The sequence below is a fragment of the Lelliottia sp. RD5 genome, from assembly GCF_056032945.1.
This window is the reverse complement of the sequence record NZ_JBVYHQ010000004.1, coordinates 132761-147310: the sequence shown is the minus strand read 5'-3', so window position 1 is coordinate 147310 and position 14550 is coordinate 132761. Positions and strand designations below refer to the sequence as shown.

Sequence of the window (14550 nt, the reverse complement as noted above, 5' to 3'; positions counted from 1 at the left end):
ACGCTCTTTGCGCGAGGTCACTATTTTGCGGTCACAACCTGCATTCCTGAAGGCTCATTCTGCAATGCGAGGGTCAAAACCTCTTCAATGCGTTTCACCGGATGGATATCCAGATCGGCAATAACATTGTCAGGAATCTCTTCCAGATCACGTTTGTTCTCGTATGGAATCAATACGGTTTTGATACCACCGCGATGCGCAGCCAGCAGTTTTTCTTTTAAACCACCGATCGGCAGCACCAAACCACGCAGTGTGATTTCACCTGTCATCGCCACATCGGCGCGAACAGGGTTGCCTGTCAGGCAAGAAACCAGCGCTGTACACATGGCGATACCGGCACTTGGGCCGTCTTTTGGCGTCGCCCCTTCCGGAACGTGAACGTGGATGTCGCGCTTTTCGTAAAAATCGGGATTAATACCCAGTTTTTCCGCACGTGCACGCACCACAGTCAGCGCTGCCTGAATGGATTCCTGCATCACTTCACCGAGAGAACCGGTATAAGTCAGTTTCCCTTTGCCTGGTACACAGGCGGTTTCGATGGTCAGCAAATCGCCGCCCACTTCCGTCCATGCCAGACCAGTGACCTGACCCACGCGGTTTTCGTTATCAGCACGGCCGTAATCGAAGCGCTGTACGCCCAGATATTCGTGCAGATTGTCGCCGTTAATCTCGATGTGTTTCAGGGATTTATCCAGCAACAGCTGTTTAACCGCCTTACGACACAGTTTAGAGATTTCACGTTCCAGGCTACGCACACCGGCTTCACGCGTGTAATAACGAATGATGCTAACAATCGCGCTGTCGTCGACTGTGATTTCACTTTCTTTCAGGGCGTTACGCTCGATCTGCTTGGACAACAGATGGCGTTTGGCAATATTCAGCTTTTCGTCTTCGGTGTAACCGGAAAGACGGATCACTTCCATTCGATCCAGCAGCGGTGCTGGAATGTTCATGGAGTTGGACGTTGCAACGAACATGACATCGCTCAGATCGTAGTCAACTTCCAGATAATGGTCACTAAATGCCACGTTCTGCTCTGGATCTAACACTTCCAGCAGAGCCGACGCCGGATCGCCACGCATGTCTGAAGACATTTTGTCGATCTCATCCAACAGGAACAGCGGGTTTTTAACGCCCACTTTCGCCATTTTTTGGATCAGTTTACCCGGCATAGAACCGATGTAAGTTCGACGGTGACCGCGGATTTCAGCTTCGTCACGCACGCCACCCAGCGCCATACGGATGTATTTGCGTCCGGTCGCTTTCGCGATAGATTGCCCCAGGGAGGTTTTACCCACCCCCGGTGGCCCAACCAGGCAAAGAATCGGGCCTTTGAGCTTATTCACACGGCTTTGAACCGCGAGATACTCAAGAATACGATCTTTGACGCGTTCCAGACCGTAATGGTCGGTATCGAGGATTTCCTGTGCCTGGCGCAGGTCTTTTTTGACCTTGCTACGCGCATTCCACGGAACCTGAACCATCCATTCGATATAGCCGCGCACGACGGTCGCTTCGGCTGACATCGGAGACATCATTTTAAGCTTCTGCAATTCTGCTTCAGCTTTCTCTTTTGCCTCTTTCGGCATTTTTGCCGCGTCAATCCGGCGCTTCAGCGCTTCGTTTTCGTCAGGGGCATCATCCATTTCACCGAGTTCTTTCTGAATGGCTTTCATTTGCTCGTTCAGATAGTACTCGCGCTGGGATTTCTCCATCTGCTTTTTAACGCGGTTACGGATGCGTTTCTCGACCTGAAGCAGATCGATTTCAGATTCCATCATCGCCATCAGATATTCCAGACGTTCATTCACGTCGGACATCTCCAGCACTGACTGTTTATCTGCCAGTTTCAGCGGCATATGTGCTGCGATAGTGTCCGCCAGACGCGCAGGATCGTCGATGCTATTCAGTGACGTCAGCACTTCTGGTGGGATTTTTTTGTTTAGCTTGATATAGCCTTCGAACTGGCTAATCGCGGTGCGCACCAACACTTCCTGCTCACGCTCATCAAGCTGAGGCGACTCGAGGTACTCCGCTTTCGCGGAGAAATGTTCGCCATCGTCAGATAGCGTGGTGATACGCGCACGCTGCAGGCCTTCTACCAGCACCTTAACGGTGCCGTCAGGCAGCTTAAGCATTTGTAAAATAGAGGCCACGGTCCCGACGGTGAAAAGATCGTTAACACCCGGCTCATCCGTTGATGCTTCTTTCTGCGCAACCAGCATGATTTTTTTATCATGATCCATGGCAGCTTCAAGGCAACGGATGGATTTTTCCCGCCCTACAAATAAGGGTATGACCATGTGCGGATAAACCACCACATCGCGCAACGGCAATACGGGGATTTCAATGCGTTCAGAACGCTCAGGATTCATAGAGCTCTCTCTTAGTTTAGTGTCCGCCAGGGAAACTGGTTCTGCAACTGTGCTTTACATAACCATTAACATGTAACCAGTATATGGGGATGTTTCCCACACATTCAACGCTATGAATACGGAAAAATAAAAGGGGAGATAAAATCCCCCCTTTTTGAGTAACTGCTTGTATGATTTGGTTAATTATTCGCCAGATGCCTGCTGCGCTTCCGGTTTGCCATAAATCAGCAGTGGCTTGGTTTGCCCACTGATAACGGCCTCGTCGATAACCACTTTCTCAACATCTTCCATGGACGGTAGATCGTACATGGTGTCGAGCAGAGCCGCTTCAACAATAGAGCGCAGACCACGCGCACCGGTTTTGCGGATCATCGCTTTCTTCGCGATGGCGATTAACGCTTCGTCACGGAATTCCAGATCAACACCTTCGAGGTTAAACAGCGCCTGATACTGCTTGGTCAGGGCGTTTTTCGGCTCTTTCAGGATCTGAATCAGCGCATCTTCACTCAGTTCGTTCAGCGTTGCCACAACAGGCAGACGACCAATGAACTCAGGAATCAGACCGAATTTGATCAAATCTTCTGGCTCAACCTGAGACAGCAGCTCACCTTCGTTCGCTTTTTCGGACTTCGCTTTCACCGTCGCGCCAAAACCAATGCCGGAGCCGGTTTCTACACGATGGGAAATGACTTTATCCAAGCCTGCAAACGCACCGCCGCAAATGAAGAGGATCTTAGAGGTATCCACCTGCAAGAATTCCTGCTGCGGATGCTTACGACCACCTTGTGGCGGAACAGCGGCAACCGTGCCTTCGATTAGCTTCAGCAGGGCCTGCTGCACGCCTTCACCTGAAACATCGCGGGTGATTGACGGGTTATCGGATTTACGGGAGATCTTGTCGATCTCATCGATATACACGATACCGCGCTGGGCTTTCTGCACGTCGTAATCGCACTTCTGAAGCAGTTTCTGGATGATGTTTTCAACGTCTTCACCCACGTAACCGGCTTCGGTCAGCGTGGTAGCATCAGCCATAGTAAATGGAACGTCGAGCAGGCGTGCCAGCGTTTCGGCCAGCAGGGTTTTCCCAGAACCGGTTGGGCCGATCAGCAAAATGTTACTTTTGCCCAGTTCAACCCCATTGCTGGTATCGCCATTGCGCAGACGTTTGTAATGGTTATACACCGCAACAGCCAGCACTTTCTTAGCCGGCTCCTGACCGATGACGTAATCATCAAGATGATGACGAATCTCGTGCGGAGTCGGCAATGCGCTGCGCTCACGGTGCGGTGCTACTTCTTTAATCTCTTCGCGGATGATGTCGTTACATAAATCGACACATTCGTCGCAGATATACACGGACGGTCCGGCAATCAATTTACGCACTTCATGCTGGCTTTTGCCGCAAAAAGAGCAATACAGCAGTTTGCCCGAACCATCTTTGCGTTTATCTGTCATGAGTCCAAACCTCTTTTTAAGTTCTTTGTGCCGCACATGACGACGCAAATGCCATTCTCGGACGCAAGTTGCTATTCAGCAAAGTGCCGCCCTACCTTAGTATAGCGGCACACTCGCGCCGTGGGCATCAATTACGATGGGTCAAAATGGAGTCGACTAAGCCGTACTCAACTGCCTCTGATGCGGAGAGGAAGCGATCGCGCTCGGTATCACGCTCGATCTGCTCAAGTGATTGACCCGTATGGTGCGCCATAAGTTCATTCATACGCCCTTTTACCTTCAGGATTTCACGCGCATGAATTTCAATATCTGTTGCCTGACCCTGATATCCGCCCAGCGGTTGGTGAATCATCACGCGGGAATTAGGCAGACAGAAACGCTTGCCTTTAGCGCCTGCCGTCAGCAAGAACGCCCCCATGGATGCCGCCTGCCCCATACAAATGGTGCTGACATCAGGCTTGATAAACTGCATGGTGTCATAAATTGACATCCCAGCAGTAATGACGCCGCCTGGTGAGTTAATGTACAGGTAAATGTCTTTTTCCGGGTTTTCCGCTTCCAGGAACAGCATCTGCGCCACGATCAGGTTTGCCATGTGGTCTTCCACCTGGCCAGTCATAAAGATGACGCGCTCCTTGAGCAGACGGGAATAGATATCAAAAGAACGTTCACCGCGAGATGTCTGTTCGATAACCATTGGCACCAAAGCCATATGGGGTGCAATGTTATCTCGTTCGCCATTGTATGACATTTCCGTCTCCTGGATAAAAATTGGAAAATACCTGCTGTACTGATTGTAACCTTATGGACGGATTATCAGCCAGTCTCATTCATCGTGATTACACACTTATGGGGACGGCAGCGCCCTATTTCAAGCATAACAATATTTTGCTGTTACGCTAACACTGAAAGGGCGTTTTAGCACTCTTCCTGGTCTATTACAGCGATAAAAAAACCCGTCACCGGAAGGCAACGGGTTTTTGTTCAAACTTTAAACCGCTTGGGCAGAATTACGCCTGCTGGTTCATCAGTTCGTTGAAAGAAGTCGCTTTTTCAGAAACTTTAGCTTTAGCCAGAACCGCTTCAACAGCTTGTTCTTCCAGCGCTACGTTGCGCATGTTGTCCATCAGTTCTTTATTGCTGCCGTAGAACTGAACAACTTCGCTTGGATCTTCGTAAGCAGAAGCCATTTCTTCGATCAGACCTTTCACGCGCTCATCGTCAGCTTTCAGCTCGTGGGTACGAATCACTTCGCCCAACAGCAGACCAACAACAACGCGGCGCTTAGCCTGCTCTTCAAACAGTTCGCGTGGAAGTTCCAGCGCTTGCTGCTGGTTGCCACCGAAACGCTGAGCAGCCTGACGACGCAGAACGTCGATTTCGCTGTCGATCAGTGCAGCAGGAACGTCGATTTCGTTCGCTTTAACCAGGCCGTCGATAGCCTGAGATTTCACGCGGTTACGCACAGCGCCGTTCAGTTCGCGTTCCATGTTTTTACGCACTTCAGCACGCAGACCGGCAACGGAACCATCTTCAACGCCGAAACGTTTGATGAACTCTTCAGTCAGTTCTGGCAGTTCGCGCTCTTCAACTTTCTTCAGGTTGATAACGAACTTCGCTGCTTTACCTTTCAGGTTTTCAGCGTGGTATTCTTCAGGGAAAGTCACGTCGATAGTGAACTCTTCGCCCGCTTTGTGGCCTTTGATACCTTCTTCGAAGCCTGGGATCATACGACCCTGACCCATCGCCAGTACGAAGTCAGACGCTTTGCCGCCTTCGAACTCTTCACCGTCTACAGAACCGGAGAAATCGATGGTGACACGGTCTTCAGCGTCAACGGCGCCGTCTTTGTCTTTCCAGTTCGCCTGCTGCTTGCGCAGGGTGTCCAGCATGCCATCAACATCAGCATCGGTCACTTCAACAACTGGTTTTTCAACTTCGATCGTTTCCAGACCTTTCAGCTCAACTTCTGGGTACACTTCGAACTCTACGGAGTAGGTGAAGTCTTCGCCCTGCTTGTATTCGCCTGGAACGTAGTTAGGTGCGCCAGCTGGATTGATTTTTTCTTTGATGATGGCATCAATGAAGTTGCGGCTCATCAGCTCGCCCAGCACGTCCTGGCGAACAGACGCGCCATAACGCTGAGCAACAACGTTCATCGGTACTTTACCTTTACGGAAGCCGTCAATACGTACCTTTTTTGCTACGTTGACCAGCTCGCTTTTCACAGCAGTTTCGATGCTGTCAGCAGCGATAGTAATCGTTACACGGCGGCCAAGGCCTTGAGTGGTTTCAACTGAAACTTGCATCTTGTTACCTCAAAAAAATCACGGTGCTCGGTCAACTCTGAATTTGTCTCGCAATCCCGGGATGCTCACTATTAGCAGATTCACATTCCCTGTCGCCAGAATCATCCCGAAGACATTCATTAAGACGCGGCATTATAGCGGCATCACATAGGTGAGTCGAGAACGGTTGGGGTATCTTCCTGCGGCTTTTTTCACAATTTAAGGCTATTTTTGGCCTAAAATCTGCCCCACACGCTCAAAACGCAGACAAAACAAAACGGCCCGCAGGCCGTCTTGATATCATTCTGCATGCAACATACTGGAAAAACTCCCGCTGTTGCAACCAGGATTTATTAAGCGATGCTTCCCGCGCCTCGACAAGGCGGAGAGGCGAAAATGGTATCCTGCAACCCTTCCCACTCCTTAATGGTGTAGGTATGCAGCGCCAGCGCGTGCACGGTAGTGGAAAGCTCTTCCGTCAATGTCCCGTAAATCATACGGTGACGATTAAGAAAACGTTCGCCAGCGAAGCGATCGCTCACAAGCACCACTTTGAAATGACTCTCAGAACCAGCCGGTACGTTATGACGGTAGCTCTCGTCGACGACTTCGAGAAACACGGGATTAAACGCTGTCCTTAGTTTTTCTTCGATCTGTTCACGTATCATCATGAAATTACTCCTCCGACAACGCTGATATGTCACCCATCCCTTTAAATGTTAGCCGCTTTTACCGCTTCCATTACATCAAGGCAACAAATATTTAGCTTTCGTCTGATTTTCTCATTCAAACGGATGATCTTAACTGTGTTGCTCATACGTTTTGTCTCGAATGACATATGTAAAGTACATAGAGTGGTCATATTTCGGACAACACGATGAATTTACATGCGTTGACCACTTCCCCTTGCCGATTGCGATGTTATGATGGCGACAATTTTCCTCTTTACTATGCTTACGATCCGTTGAGAACCTGAAATGTTAAAAAAACTCTTCTTTCCGTTGGTAGCACTCTTTATGTTGGCGGGTTGTGCAACGCCTCCTACGACCATTGATGTTTCCCCGAAAATTACCCTGCCACAGCAGGACCCTAGCCTGATGGGTATAACCGTAAGCATTAACGGTGCCGATCAGCGTCAGGATCAAGCGCTGGCAAAAGTGACTCGTGACAACCAGCAAGTGACGCTGACAGCCTCTCGCGACCTGCGCTTCCTGCTGCAGGAAGTGCTTGAGAAGCAAATGACTTCTCGCGGTTACATGGTTGGTCCAAGCGGTGCCGTTGACCTGCAAATTATCGTGAACAACCTGTACGCAGATGTCTCTCAGGGCAATGTGCGCTACAACATCGCCACGAAGGCCGATATCGCCATCATCGCCACCGCGAAGAACGGCAACAAAATGAATAAAAACTATCGTGCTAGCTACTCTGTTGAAGGGGCTTTCCAGGCCACCAATAAGAATATTGCTGACGCGGTAAACAGCGTGCTGACCGATACCATCGCCGATATGGCACAGGACACCAGCATTCACGATTTCATCAAGCAGAACGCGCGTTAATTCTGCCCACTGACCCGGCGATTCGTCGGGTCAGTTCTGTCTACTCATGCCCAATAATTACTTACGCATTTTCCAGCAACCTAAATCAGCCATTCTGCTGATCCTCGGTTTTGCCTCTGGTTTGCCACTCGCCCTCACTTCCGGCACGCTTCAGGCGTGGATGACCGTGGAGAATATCGATCTTAAAACCATCGGTTTTTTCTCTCTCGTCGGTCAGGCCTACGTCTTTAAGTTCTTGTGGTCGCCAGTGATGGACCGCTACACCCCGCCTTTTCTCGGACGCCGACGCGGCTGGTTAATCATGACGCAGGTCATGCTGCTGCTGGCCATCGCTGCGATGGGGTTCCTGGAGCCTTCCACACAGTTGCGCTGGATGGCGGCATTGGCGGTCGTGATTGCCTTCTGTTCAGCGTCGCAGGATATCGTTTTTGACGCCTGGAAAACGGACGTCTTACCGGCCGAAGAACGCGGCGCAGGTGCGGCGATCAGCGTCCTGGGCTATCGTCTGGGCATGCTGGTCTCCGGCGGATTAGCGCTATGGCTGGCGGACCGATACCTCGGCTGGCAGGGCATGTACTGGATGATGGCCGTGCTGCTAATACCCTGCATTATCGCCACCGTATTTGCGCCAGAACCCAGCGATGTCATTCCTGTTCCGCGATCGTTAGAGCAAGCCGTCGCAGAACCATTAAAAGATTTCTTTGGCCGCAACAATGCCTGGCTGATTTTACTGCTGATCGTCCTTTATAAGCTTGGTGACGCCTTTGCCATGAGCCTGACCACCACATTCCTGATTCGTGGTGTCGGATTTGATGCGGGTGAAGTGGGTGTGGTCAATAAATCATTGGGGCTGTTGGCTACAATTATCGGCGCCCTTTACGGCGGCGTGCTGATGCAGCGTCTAACGCTGTTCCGCGCGCTTCTGATCTTCGGCATTTTGCAGGGCATTTCCAACGCGGGCTATTGGCTCCTTGCCATTACTGATAAGCACATGATCAGTATGGCAAGCGCGGTGTTCTTCGAAAACTTATGCGGCGGGATGGGGACGGCAGCATTCGTGGCGCTTCTCATGACGCTGTGCAATAAGTCCTTTTCTGCCACGCAGTTTGCGCTCCTCTCTGCCCTTTCTGCCGTGGGCCGCGTTTACGTGGGGCCGATTGCGGGCTGGTTTGTTGAAACGCATGGCTGGCCAACGTTCTATCTCTTCTCCGTCTTTGCCGCTGTGCCAGGGATACTTCTTTTATTGGTGTGTCGGCAGACTCTGGAATATACCCAGAAGACAGCGCATTTTATGCCTCGTACGGAATATCACTCTGCCTATCGATTCGCTCTGCGTTTATTAATGGCGGGATGCCTGTTGCTCGCACTGTGGTTGGTGGTACTTATCATTAATGCTGCAACGATGCTTGAGCTGCCGTTTGAAGCGCTACTGCTGGACATCGGCGCGCTGCTCGCCGTGTCAGGTATCGTCACGGGCGGTGTCCTTGATTTTATGGCGCTACGTAAAACGCAGATGACCTAAAAATATCCCCGACAGTTATTTCCCGTTGTAATCACGGATCGGAATTATAACGGTGAAATAACGGCGTCTGATCAAAAAAAATATTTGTTGTTTTGTGCGGGATAGTTTCCGGAAATTACTGGAAGGCTGAACGAGTCCGCCTTTTTAATTAACCGATTCAGCATTCGAAAGATTAAATTTTCGTATTTTAATTGTCTCCCAATTGATGCTTTATTGTTAATTAATTGTATATTTACAGCAATGGTTATACCAATTGCCCCTTTTAGGGTATCCTTGAGACTCCATTCGTTATAACTCCCGTCTCATGCGGCTTTTGTCTTAAAATTAGACATAATTTGCAACACATGTGACATGTGCGGCAGAACCCGGTAACACCTTCCTGACACAGGGCTAATGATGTTTACAGTAATGTAACCTTCCCGTAAAATGCCCCCACACTTTAAACGCCACCAAGGTCCCCGTGGAATTGAGGTCGTTAAATGACACTTAGGAAATACAATAAAAGTTTGGGATGGTTGTCGTTATTTGCAGGCACTGTATTACTCAGTGGCTGTGATTCTGCGCTTCTTGACCCCAAAGGACAGATTGGACTGGAACAACGTTCACTGATTCTGACGGCTTTTGGCCTGATGATGATTGTCGTCATTCCCGCCATTTTGATGGCAGTGGGTTTTGCCTGGAAGTACCGTGCAAGCAATAAAGATGCGAAGTATAGCCCTAACTGGTCACACTCCAATAAAGTGGAAGCTGTGGTCTGGACGGTTCCTATTCTGATCATCCTGTTCCTGGCCGTACTGACCTGGAAAACCACTCACGCGCTTGAGCCGAGCAAACCTCTGGTTCACGATGAAAAACCGATTACCATTGAAGTGGTCTCCATGGACTGGAAATGGTTCTTCATCTATCCGGAACAGGGTATTGCTACCGTGAATGAAATCGCCTTCCCGGCGAACACTCCGGTTCAGTTCAAAGTGACGTCTAACTCCGTGATGAACTCCTTCTTTATTCCGCGTCTGGGCAGCCAGATTTACGCGATGGCCGGCATGCAGACTAATTTGCATCTGATCGCGAATGAAGCAGGCACCTACGATGGTATCTCCGCCAGCTATAGTGGCCCGGGCTTCTCAGGTATGAAGTTCAAAGCTATCGCTACGCCGGACCGTGCCGCTTTCGACCAGTGGGTTGAAAAAGCGAAGCAGTCTACCAACACCATGTCTGACATGGCGGCATTCGATAAAGTGGCAACACCTAGCGAATACAACAAGGTGGAGTACTTCTCTAACGTGAAACCAGATTTGTTCAAAGACGTTATTGGCAAATTTATGGACCACGGCAAGAGCATGAACGTGACCCAACCTGAAGGTGAGCACAGCTCGCACGAAGGAATGGAAGGCATGGACATGAGCCACGCGGAAACCTCTCACTAAGGGGCCGAGGAAGAAAATGTTCGGAAAATTGACACTGGATGCGGTGCCGTACCATGAGCCTATTATCGTGGTTACGATCGCTGCAATTATCATTGGCGGCGCGGCCTTACTGGGCCTGATCACTTACTTTGGTAAGTGGAGCTACCTGTGGAATGAGTGGCTGACCTCGGTTGACCACAAAAAACTCGGCATCATGTACTGCATCGTCGGTATCGTCATGTTAATTCGTGGCTTTGCCGATGCAATCATGATGCGTAGCCAGCAGGTGCTTGCCTCTGCGGGTGAAGCGGGCTTCTTGCCACCGCACCACTACGACCAGATCTTTACCGCGCATGGCGTGATTATGATCTTCTTCGTGGCGATGCCGCTGGTTATCGGTCTGATGAACGTTGTCGTTCCGCTGCAGATTGGCGCACGTGACGTTGCGTATCCGTTCCTGAACAACCTGAGCTTCTGGTTCACGGTTGTCGGCGTAATCCTGGTTAACTTGTCTCTGGGCGTCGGTGAATTCGCGCAGACGGGTTGGCTGGCCTATCCGCCGCTTTCGGGAATTGAATACAGTCCAGGCGTTGGCGTCGATTACTGGATATGGGCGATTCAGCTCTCCGGTATCGGTACGACCCTGACCGGTATTAACTTCTTTGTGACCATTATCAAGATGCGTGCCCCTGGCATGACGATGTTCAAGATGCCGGTATTTACCTGGGCATCTCTGTGCGCCAACATCCTGATTATCGCGTCATTCCCAATTCTGACTGTCACCGTCGCGTTGCTAACCCTGGATCGCTATCTGGGCACCCATTTCTTCACCAATGATATGGGCGGCAACATGATGATGTACATCAACCTGATTTGGGCATGGGGTCACCCTGAAGTGTACATCCTGGTTCTGCCGGTCTTCGGTGTGTTCTCCGAAATCGCAGCGACCTTCTCGCGTAAGCGCCTGTTTGGTTACACCTCGCTGGTGTGGGCAACCGTGTGTATTACCGTTCTGTCGTTCATTGTTTGGCTGCACCACTTCTTCACGATGGGTGCGGGCGCGAACGTTAACGCCTTCTTCGGTATCACCACGATGATTATCGCCATCCCAACAGGGGTGAAGATTTTCAACTGGCTGTTCACCATGTATCAGGGCCGTATCGTGTTCCACTCAGCAATGCTGTGGACGATTGGCTTCATCGTCACCTTCTCCGTAGGTGGGATGACCGGCGTACTGCTGGCTGTACCAGGTGCTGACTTCGTTCTGCACAACAGTCTGTTCCTGATTGCGCACTTCCATAACGTGATCATCGGCGGCGTCGTCTTCGGCTGCTTTGCAGGTGTGACGTACTGGTGGCCTAAAGCGTTTGGCTACACGCTGAACGAAACCTGGGGCAAACGCGCATTCTGGCTCTGGATTATTGGCTTCTTCGTCGCATTTATGCCGCTGTATGTGCTGGGCTTCATGGGCATGACCCGTCGCCTGAGCCAGCAGATCGATCCGCAATTCCACCCAATGCTGGTTATCGCAGCCTGTGGTGCGGTGCTGATTGCTTGCGGTATCGCGTGTCAGCTGATTCAGTTCTACGTTTCTATTCGCGACCGCGAGCAGAACCGTGACCTGACCGGTGACCCGTGGGGTGGTCGTACGCTGGAGTGGGCAACGTCTTCTCCGCCTCCGTTCTATAACTTTGCCATTGTGCCGCAGATTCATGAGCGTGACGCATTCTGGGAAATGAAAGAAAAAGGCGAAGCGTACAAGCAACCTGAGCATTACGAAGAGATCCACATGCCGAAAAACAGCGGTGCAGGCATTGTTATTGCTGCGTTCGCGACGGTATTTGGCTTCGCCATGATCTGGCACATCTGGTGGCTGGCGATCGTTGGCTTCGCTGGCGTGATCATCAGCTGGATTGTGAAGAGCTTTGACGAGGACGTGGACTACTACGTACCAGTCCGTGAAGTTGAAAAACTGGAAAACCAGCATTTCGACGAGATTTCTAAAGCGGGGCTGAAAAATGGCAACTGATACTTTGGGGCACTCAACTGCCCATGCGCATGAACACGCGCACCACGATACAGGACCGATGAAAGTCTTCGGTTTCTGGATCTACCTGATGAGCGACTGCATTCTGTTCTGCTGTCTGTTCGCGACCTATGCCGTTCTGGTGAACGGCACGGCTGGCGGCCCGACCGGTAAAGACATTTTTGAACTGCCGTTCGTTCTGGTTGAAACAGGTCTGCTGCTGTTCAGCTCCATCACCTACGGCATGGCGGCTATCGCCATGTACAAAAACAACAAGAGCCAGGTTATCTCCTGGCTGGCGTTGACCTGGCTGTTTGGTGCTGGATTTATCGGGATGGAAATCTATGAATTCCATCACCTGATTGTTGAAGGCTTTGGCCCGGATCGCAGTGGTTTCCTGTCAGCGTTCTTCGCATTGGTAGGGACTCACGGTCTGCACGTCACCTCTGGTTTGATCTGGATGGCGGTGCTGATGTTCCAGGTTTATCGTCGTGGCCTGACCAATACTAACCGCACGCGTATCATGTGCCTGAGCTTGTTCTGGCACTTCCTGGACGTTGTGTGGATCTGTGTGTTCTCGGTTGTTTATCTGATGGGGGCGATGTAATGAGTCATTCAAACGATCATGGCGCTTCCCACGGTAGCGTCAAAACCTACATGACAGGTTTTATCCTGTCGATCATCCTGACGGTCATTCCGTTCTGGATGGTGATGAACGGTTCTGCTTCTAAGCCGGTACTTCTGGGCGTAGTCCTGGTTACCGCCGTGATTCAGATTCTGGTGCATCTGGTTTGCTTCCTGCACATGAACACCAAATCCGATGAAGGCTGGAACATGACGGCCTTTGTCTTTACCGTGATTATCATCGCTATCCTGGTAGTCGGTTCCATCTGGATTATGTGGAACCTCAACTACAACATGATGGTTCACTAAGAGCGGCGAGTATGTTTAAGCAATACCTGCAAGTCACAAAACCAGGCATCATCTTTGGTAACCTCATCTCCGTGATCGGAGGGTTCCTGCTGGCCTCTAAGGGCAGCATCGATTACACCCTCTTTGCATCGACGCTGGTTGGGGTATCACTGGTGGTTGCGTCCGGTTGTGTATTTAACAACTACATCGACATGGATATCGACAGGAAGATGGAAAGGACCAAAAATCGGGTGCTCGTCAAAGGCCTGATGTCTCCTACCGTCTCGCTGGTGTACGCCACCTTGCTGGGTATTGCTGGCTTTATGCTGCTGTGGTTTGGCGCTAATCCTCTGGCCTGCTGGCTGGGGGTGATGGGTTTCGTGGTGTATGTGGGCGTCTACAGCCTGTATATGAAACGTCACTCCGTCTATGGCACGCTGATTGGTTCTCTCTCCGGCGCTGCGCCGCCGGTGATTGGCTACTGTGCTGTCACGAATGAGTTCGACAGTGGTGCGCTTATCCTGCTGGCTATCTTTAGCCTGTGGCAGATGCCGCACTCTTACGCCATAGCGATTTTCCGCTTTAAGGATTATCAGGCGGCGAACATCCCGGTACTGCCGGTCGTGAAAGGCATTTCCGTTGCCAAGAATCACATTACGCTGTACATCATCGCTTTCGCCGTGGCGACGCTGATGCTCTCTCTGGGCGGTTACGCTGGATACAAATATCTGGTCGTGGCGGCTGCGGTGAGCGTCTGGTGGCTTGGTATGGCGCTGCGCGGTTACAAAGTAGAAGATGACAAAGTTTGGGCTCGCAAACTGTTTGTGTTCTCGATTGTCGCTATCACTTCGTTATCCGTGATGATGTCCGTAGACTTTATGGTGCCGGATTCACATAGCTTGCTGACTTACGTCTGGTAAGAGATCGGTCTGGTCAACAAAAGGGTGCTTCGGCACCCTTTTTCATTCAATAAATCAATTCATCACGCATGCATTCCCTAAATAATT

At 50.8% G+C, this 14550-nt stretch carries 12 protein-coding genes; 7 read left to right on the top strand and 5 right to left on the bottom strand.

Translation table 11 applies throughout. The annotated features are described in order from the left end of the window. Positions 1-20 precede the first annotated feature (20 nt). The 5 genes from lon to bolA all read right to left on the bottom strand — a co-directional run bounded on the left by lon (position 21) and on the right by bolA (position 6792). Positions 21-2375, bottom strand: coding sequence for an endopeptidase La (lon, locus tag AC0LWE_RS14825; RefSeq protein ID WP_059177897.1), 2355 nt, complete (start codon positions 2373-2375; stop codon positions 21-23). A 183-nt stretch (positions 2376-2558) separates the two neighbouring features. After that, a complete protein-coding gene (gene clpX / locus AC0LWE_RS14820) occupies positions 2559-3833 on the bottom strand; it encodes an ATP-dependent protease ATP-binding subunit ClpX (RefSeq protein ID WP_012016310.1) in 1275 nt (424 codons plus the stop codon). A gap of 127 nt (positions 3834-3960) precedes the next feature. Beyond that, positions 3961-4584, bottom strand: a complete 624-nt coding sequence (clpP, locus tag AC0LWE_RS14815; protein ID WP_059177895.1) for an ATP-dependent Clp endopeptidase proteolytic subunit ClpP — start codon at positions 4582-4584, stop codon at positions 3961-3963. 259 nt (positions 4585-4843) lie between these two features. Then, complete coding sequence (gene tig / locus AC0LWE_RS14810; protein WP_012016308.1) at positions 4844-6142, bottom strand: trigger factor; 1299 nt, start codon at positions 6140-6142, stop codon at positions 4844-4846. Positions 6143-6474: 332 nt separating this feature from the next. Continuing rightward, positions 6475-6792, bottom strand: a complete 318-nt coding sequence (gene bolA / locus AC0LWE_RS14805; RefSeq protein ID WP_012016307.1) for a transcriptional regulator BolA — start codon at positions 6790-6792, stop codon at positions 6475-6477. A 306-nt stretch (positions 6793-7098) separates the two neighbouring features. On the opposite strand from bolA, the gene AC0LWE_RS14800 reads away from it, so the two are divergent. The 7 genes from AC0LWE_RS14800 (at position 7099) to cyoE (ending at position 14463) form a co-directional block, all read left to right on the top strand. Beyond that, on the top strand, positions 7099-7677 hold the full coding sequence (locus tag AC0LWE_RS14800) for a lipoprotein (RefSeq protein ID WP_059177894.1): 579 nt from the start codon (positions 7099-7101) through the stop codon (positions 7675-7677). A gap of 46 nt (positions 7678-7723) precedes the next feature. After that, positions 7724-9199, top strand: coding sequence for a muropeptide MFS transporter AmpG (ampG, locus tag AC0LWE_RS14795; RefSeq protein ID WP_474265745.1), 1476 nt, complete (start codon positions 7724-7726; stop codon positions 9197-9199). A gap of 479 nt (positions 9200-9678) precedes the next feature. Next, entirely contained in the window at positions 9679-10626 is a 948-nt protein-coding gene (gene cyoA / locus AC0LWE_RS14790) for a cytochrome o ubiquinol oxidase subunit II (protein ID WP_012016304.1), read from the top strand. A gap of 16 nt (positions 10627-10642) precedes the next feature. Beyond that, on the top strand, positions 10643-12634 hold the full coding sequence (gene cyoB, locus AC0LWE_RS14785; RefSeq protein WP_012016303.1) for a cytochrome o ubiquinol oxidase subunit I: 1992 nt from the start codon (positions 10643-10645) through the stop codon (positions 12632-12634). Next, entirely contained in the window at positions 12624-13238 is a 615-nt protein-coding gene (locus AC0LWE_RS14780; protein ID WP_219346954.1) for a cytochrome o ubiquinol oxidase subunit III, read from the top strand. Before cyoB ends, AC0LWE_RS14780 begins: the two co-directional genes overlap by 11 nt. Beyond that, positions 13238-13564 carry a cytochrome o ubiquinol oxidase subunit IV gene (locus AC0LWE_RS14775; protein ID WP_059177891.1) on the top strand — a complete coding sequence of 109 codons (327 nt, stop codon included), beginning with the start codon at positions 13238-13240 and terminating at the stop codon, positions 13562-13564. Before AC0LWE_RS14780 ends, AC0LWE_RS14775 begins: the two co-directional genes overlap by 1 nt. A gap of 11 nt (positions 13565-13575) precedes the next feature. Then, entirely contained in the window at positions 13576-14463 is an 888-nt protein-coding gene (cyoE, locus tag AC0LWE_RS14770) for a heme o synthase (RefSeq protein WP_059177890.1), read from the top strand. The last annotated feature ends 87 nt before the right edge of the window (positions 14464-14550 follow it).

Excerpts from the sequence above, each read along its gene's own strand:
- cyoE (WP_059177890.1), top strand. The coding sequence starts at position 13,576 with ATGTTTAAGCAATACCTGCAAGTCACAAAACCAGGCATCATCTTTGGT.
- cyoB (WP_012016303.1), top strand. The coding sequence starts at position 10,643 with ATGTTCGGAAAATTGACACTGGATGCGGTGCCGTACCATGAGCCTATT.
- AC0LWE_RS14800 (WP_059177894.1), top strand. The coding sequence starts at position 7,099 with ATGTTAAAAAAACTCTTCTTTCCGTTGGTAGCACTCTTTATGTTGGCG.
- lon (WP_059177897.1), bottom strand. The coding sequence starts at position 2,375 with ATGAATCCTGAGCGTTCTGAACGCATTGAAATCCCCGTATTGCCGTTG.
- AC0LWE_RS14780 (WP_219346954.1), top strand. The coding sequence starts at position 12,624 with ATGGCAACTGATACTTTGGGGCACTCAACTGCCCATGCGCATGAACAC.
- clpX (WP_012016310.1), bottom strand. The coding sequence starts at position 3,833 with ATGACAGATAAACGCAAAGATGGTTCGGGCAAACTGCTGTATTGCTCT.
- AC0LWE_RS14775 (WP_059177891.1), top strand. The coding sequence starts at position 13,238 with ATGAGTCATTCAAACGATCATGGCGCTTCCCACGGTAGCGTCAAAACC.
- tig (WP_012016308.1), bottom strand. The coding sequence starts at position 6,142 with ATGCAAGTTTCAGTTGAAACCACTCAAGGCCTTGGCCGCCGTGTAACG.
- cyoA (WP_012016304.1), top strand. The coding sequence starts at position 9,679 with ATGACACTTAGGAAATACAATAAAAGTTTGGGATGGTTGTCGTTATTT.
- bolA (WP_012016307.1), bottom strand. The coding sequence starts at position 6,792 with ATGATGATACGTGAACAGATCGAAGAAAAACTAAGGACAGCGTTTAAT.
- clpP (WP_059177895.1), bottom strand. The coding sequence starts at position 4,584 with ATGTCATACAATGGCGAACGAGATAACATTGCACCCCATATGGCTTTG.
- ampG (WP_474265745.1), top strand. The coding sequence starts at position 7,724 with ATGCCCAATAATTACTTACGCATTTTCCAGCAACCTAAATCAGCCATT.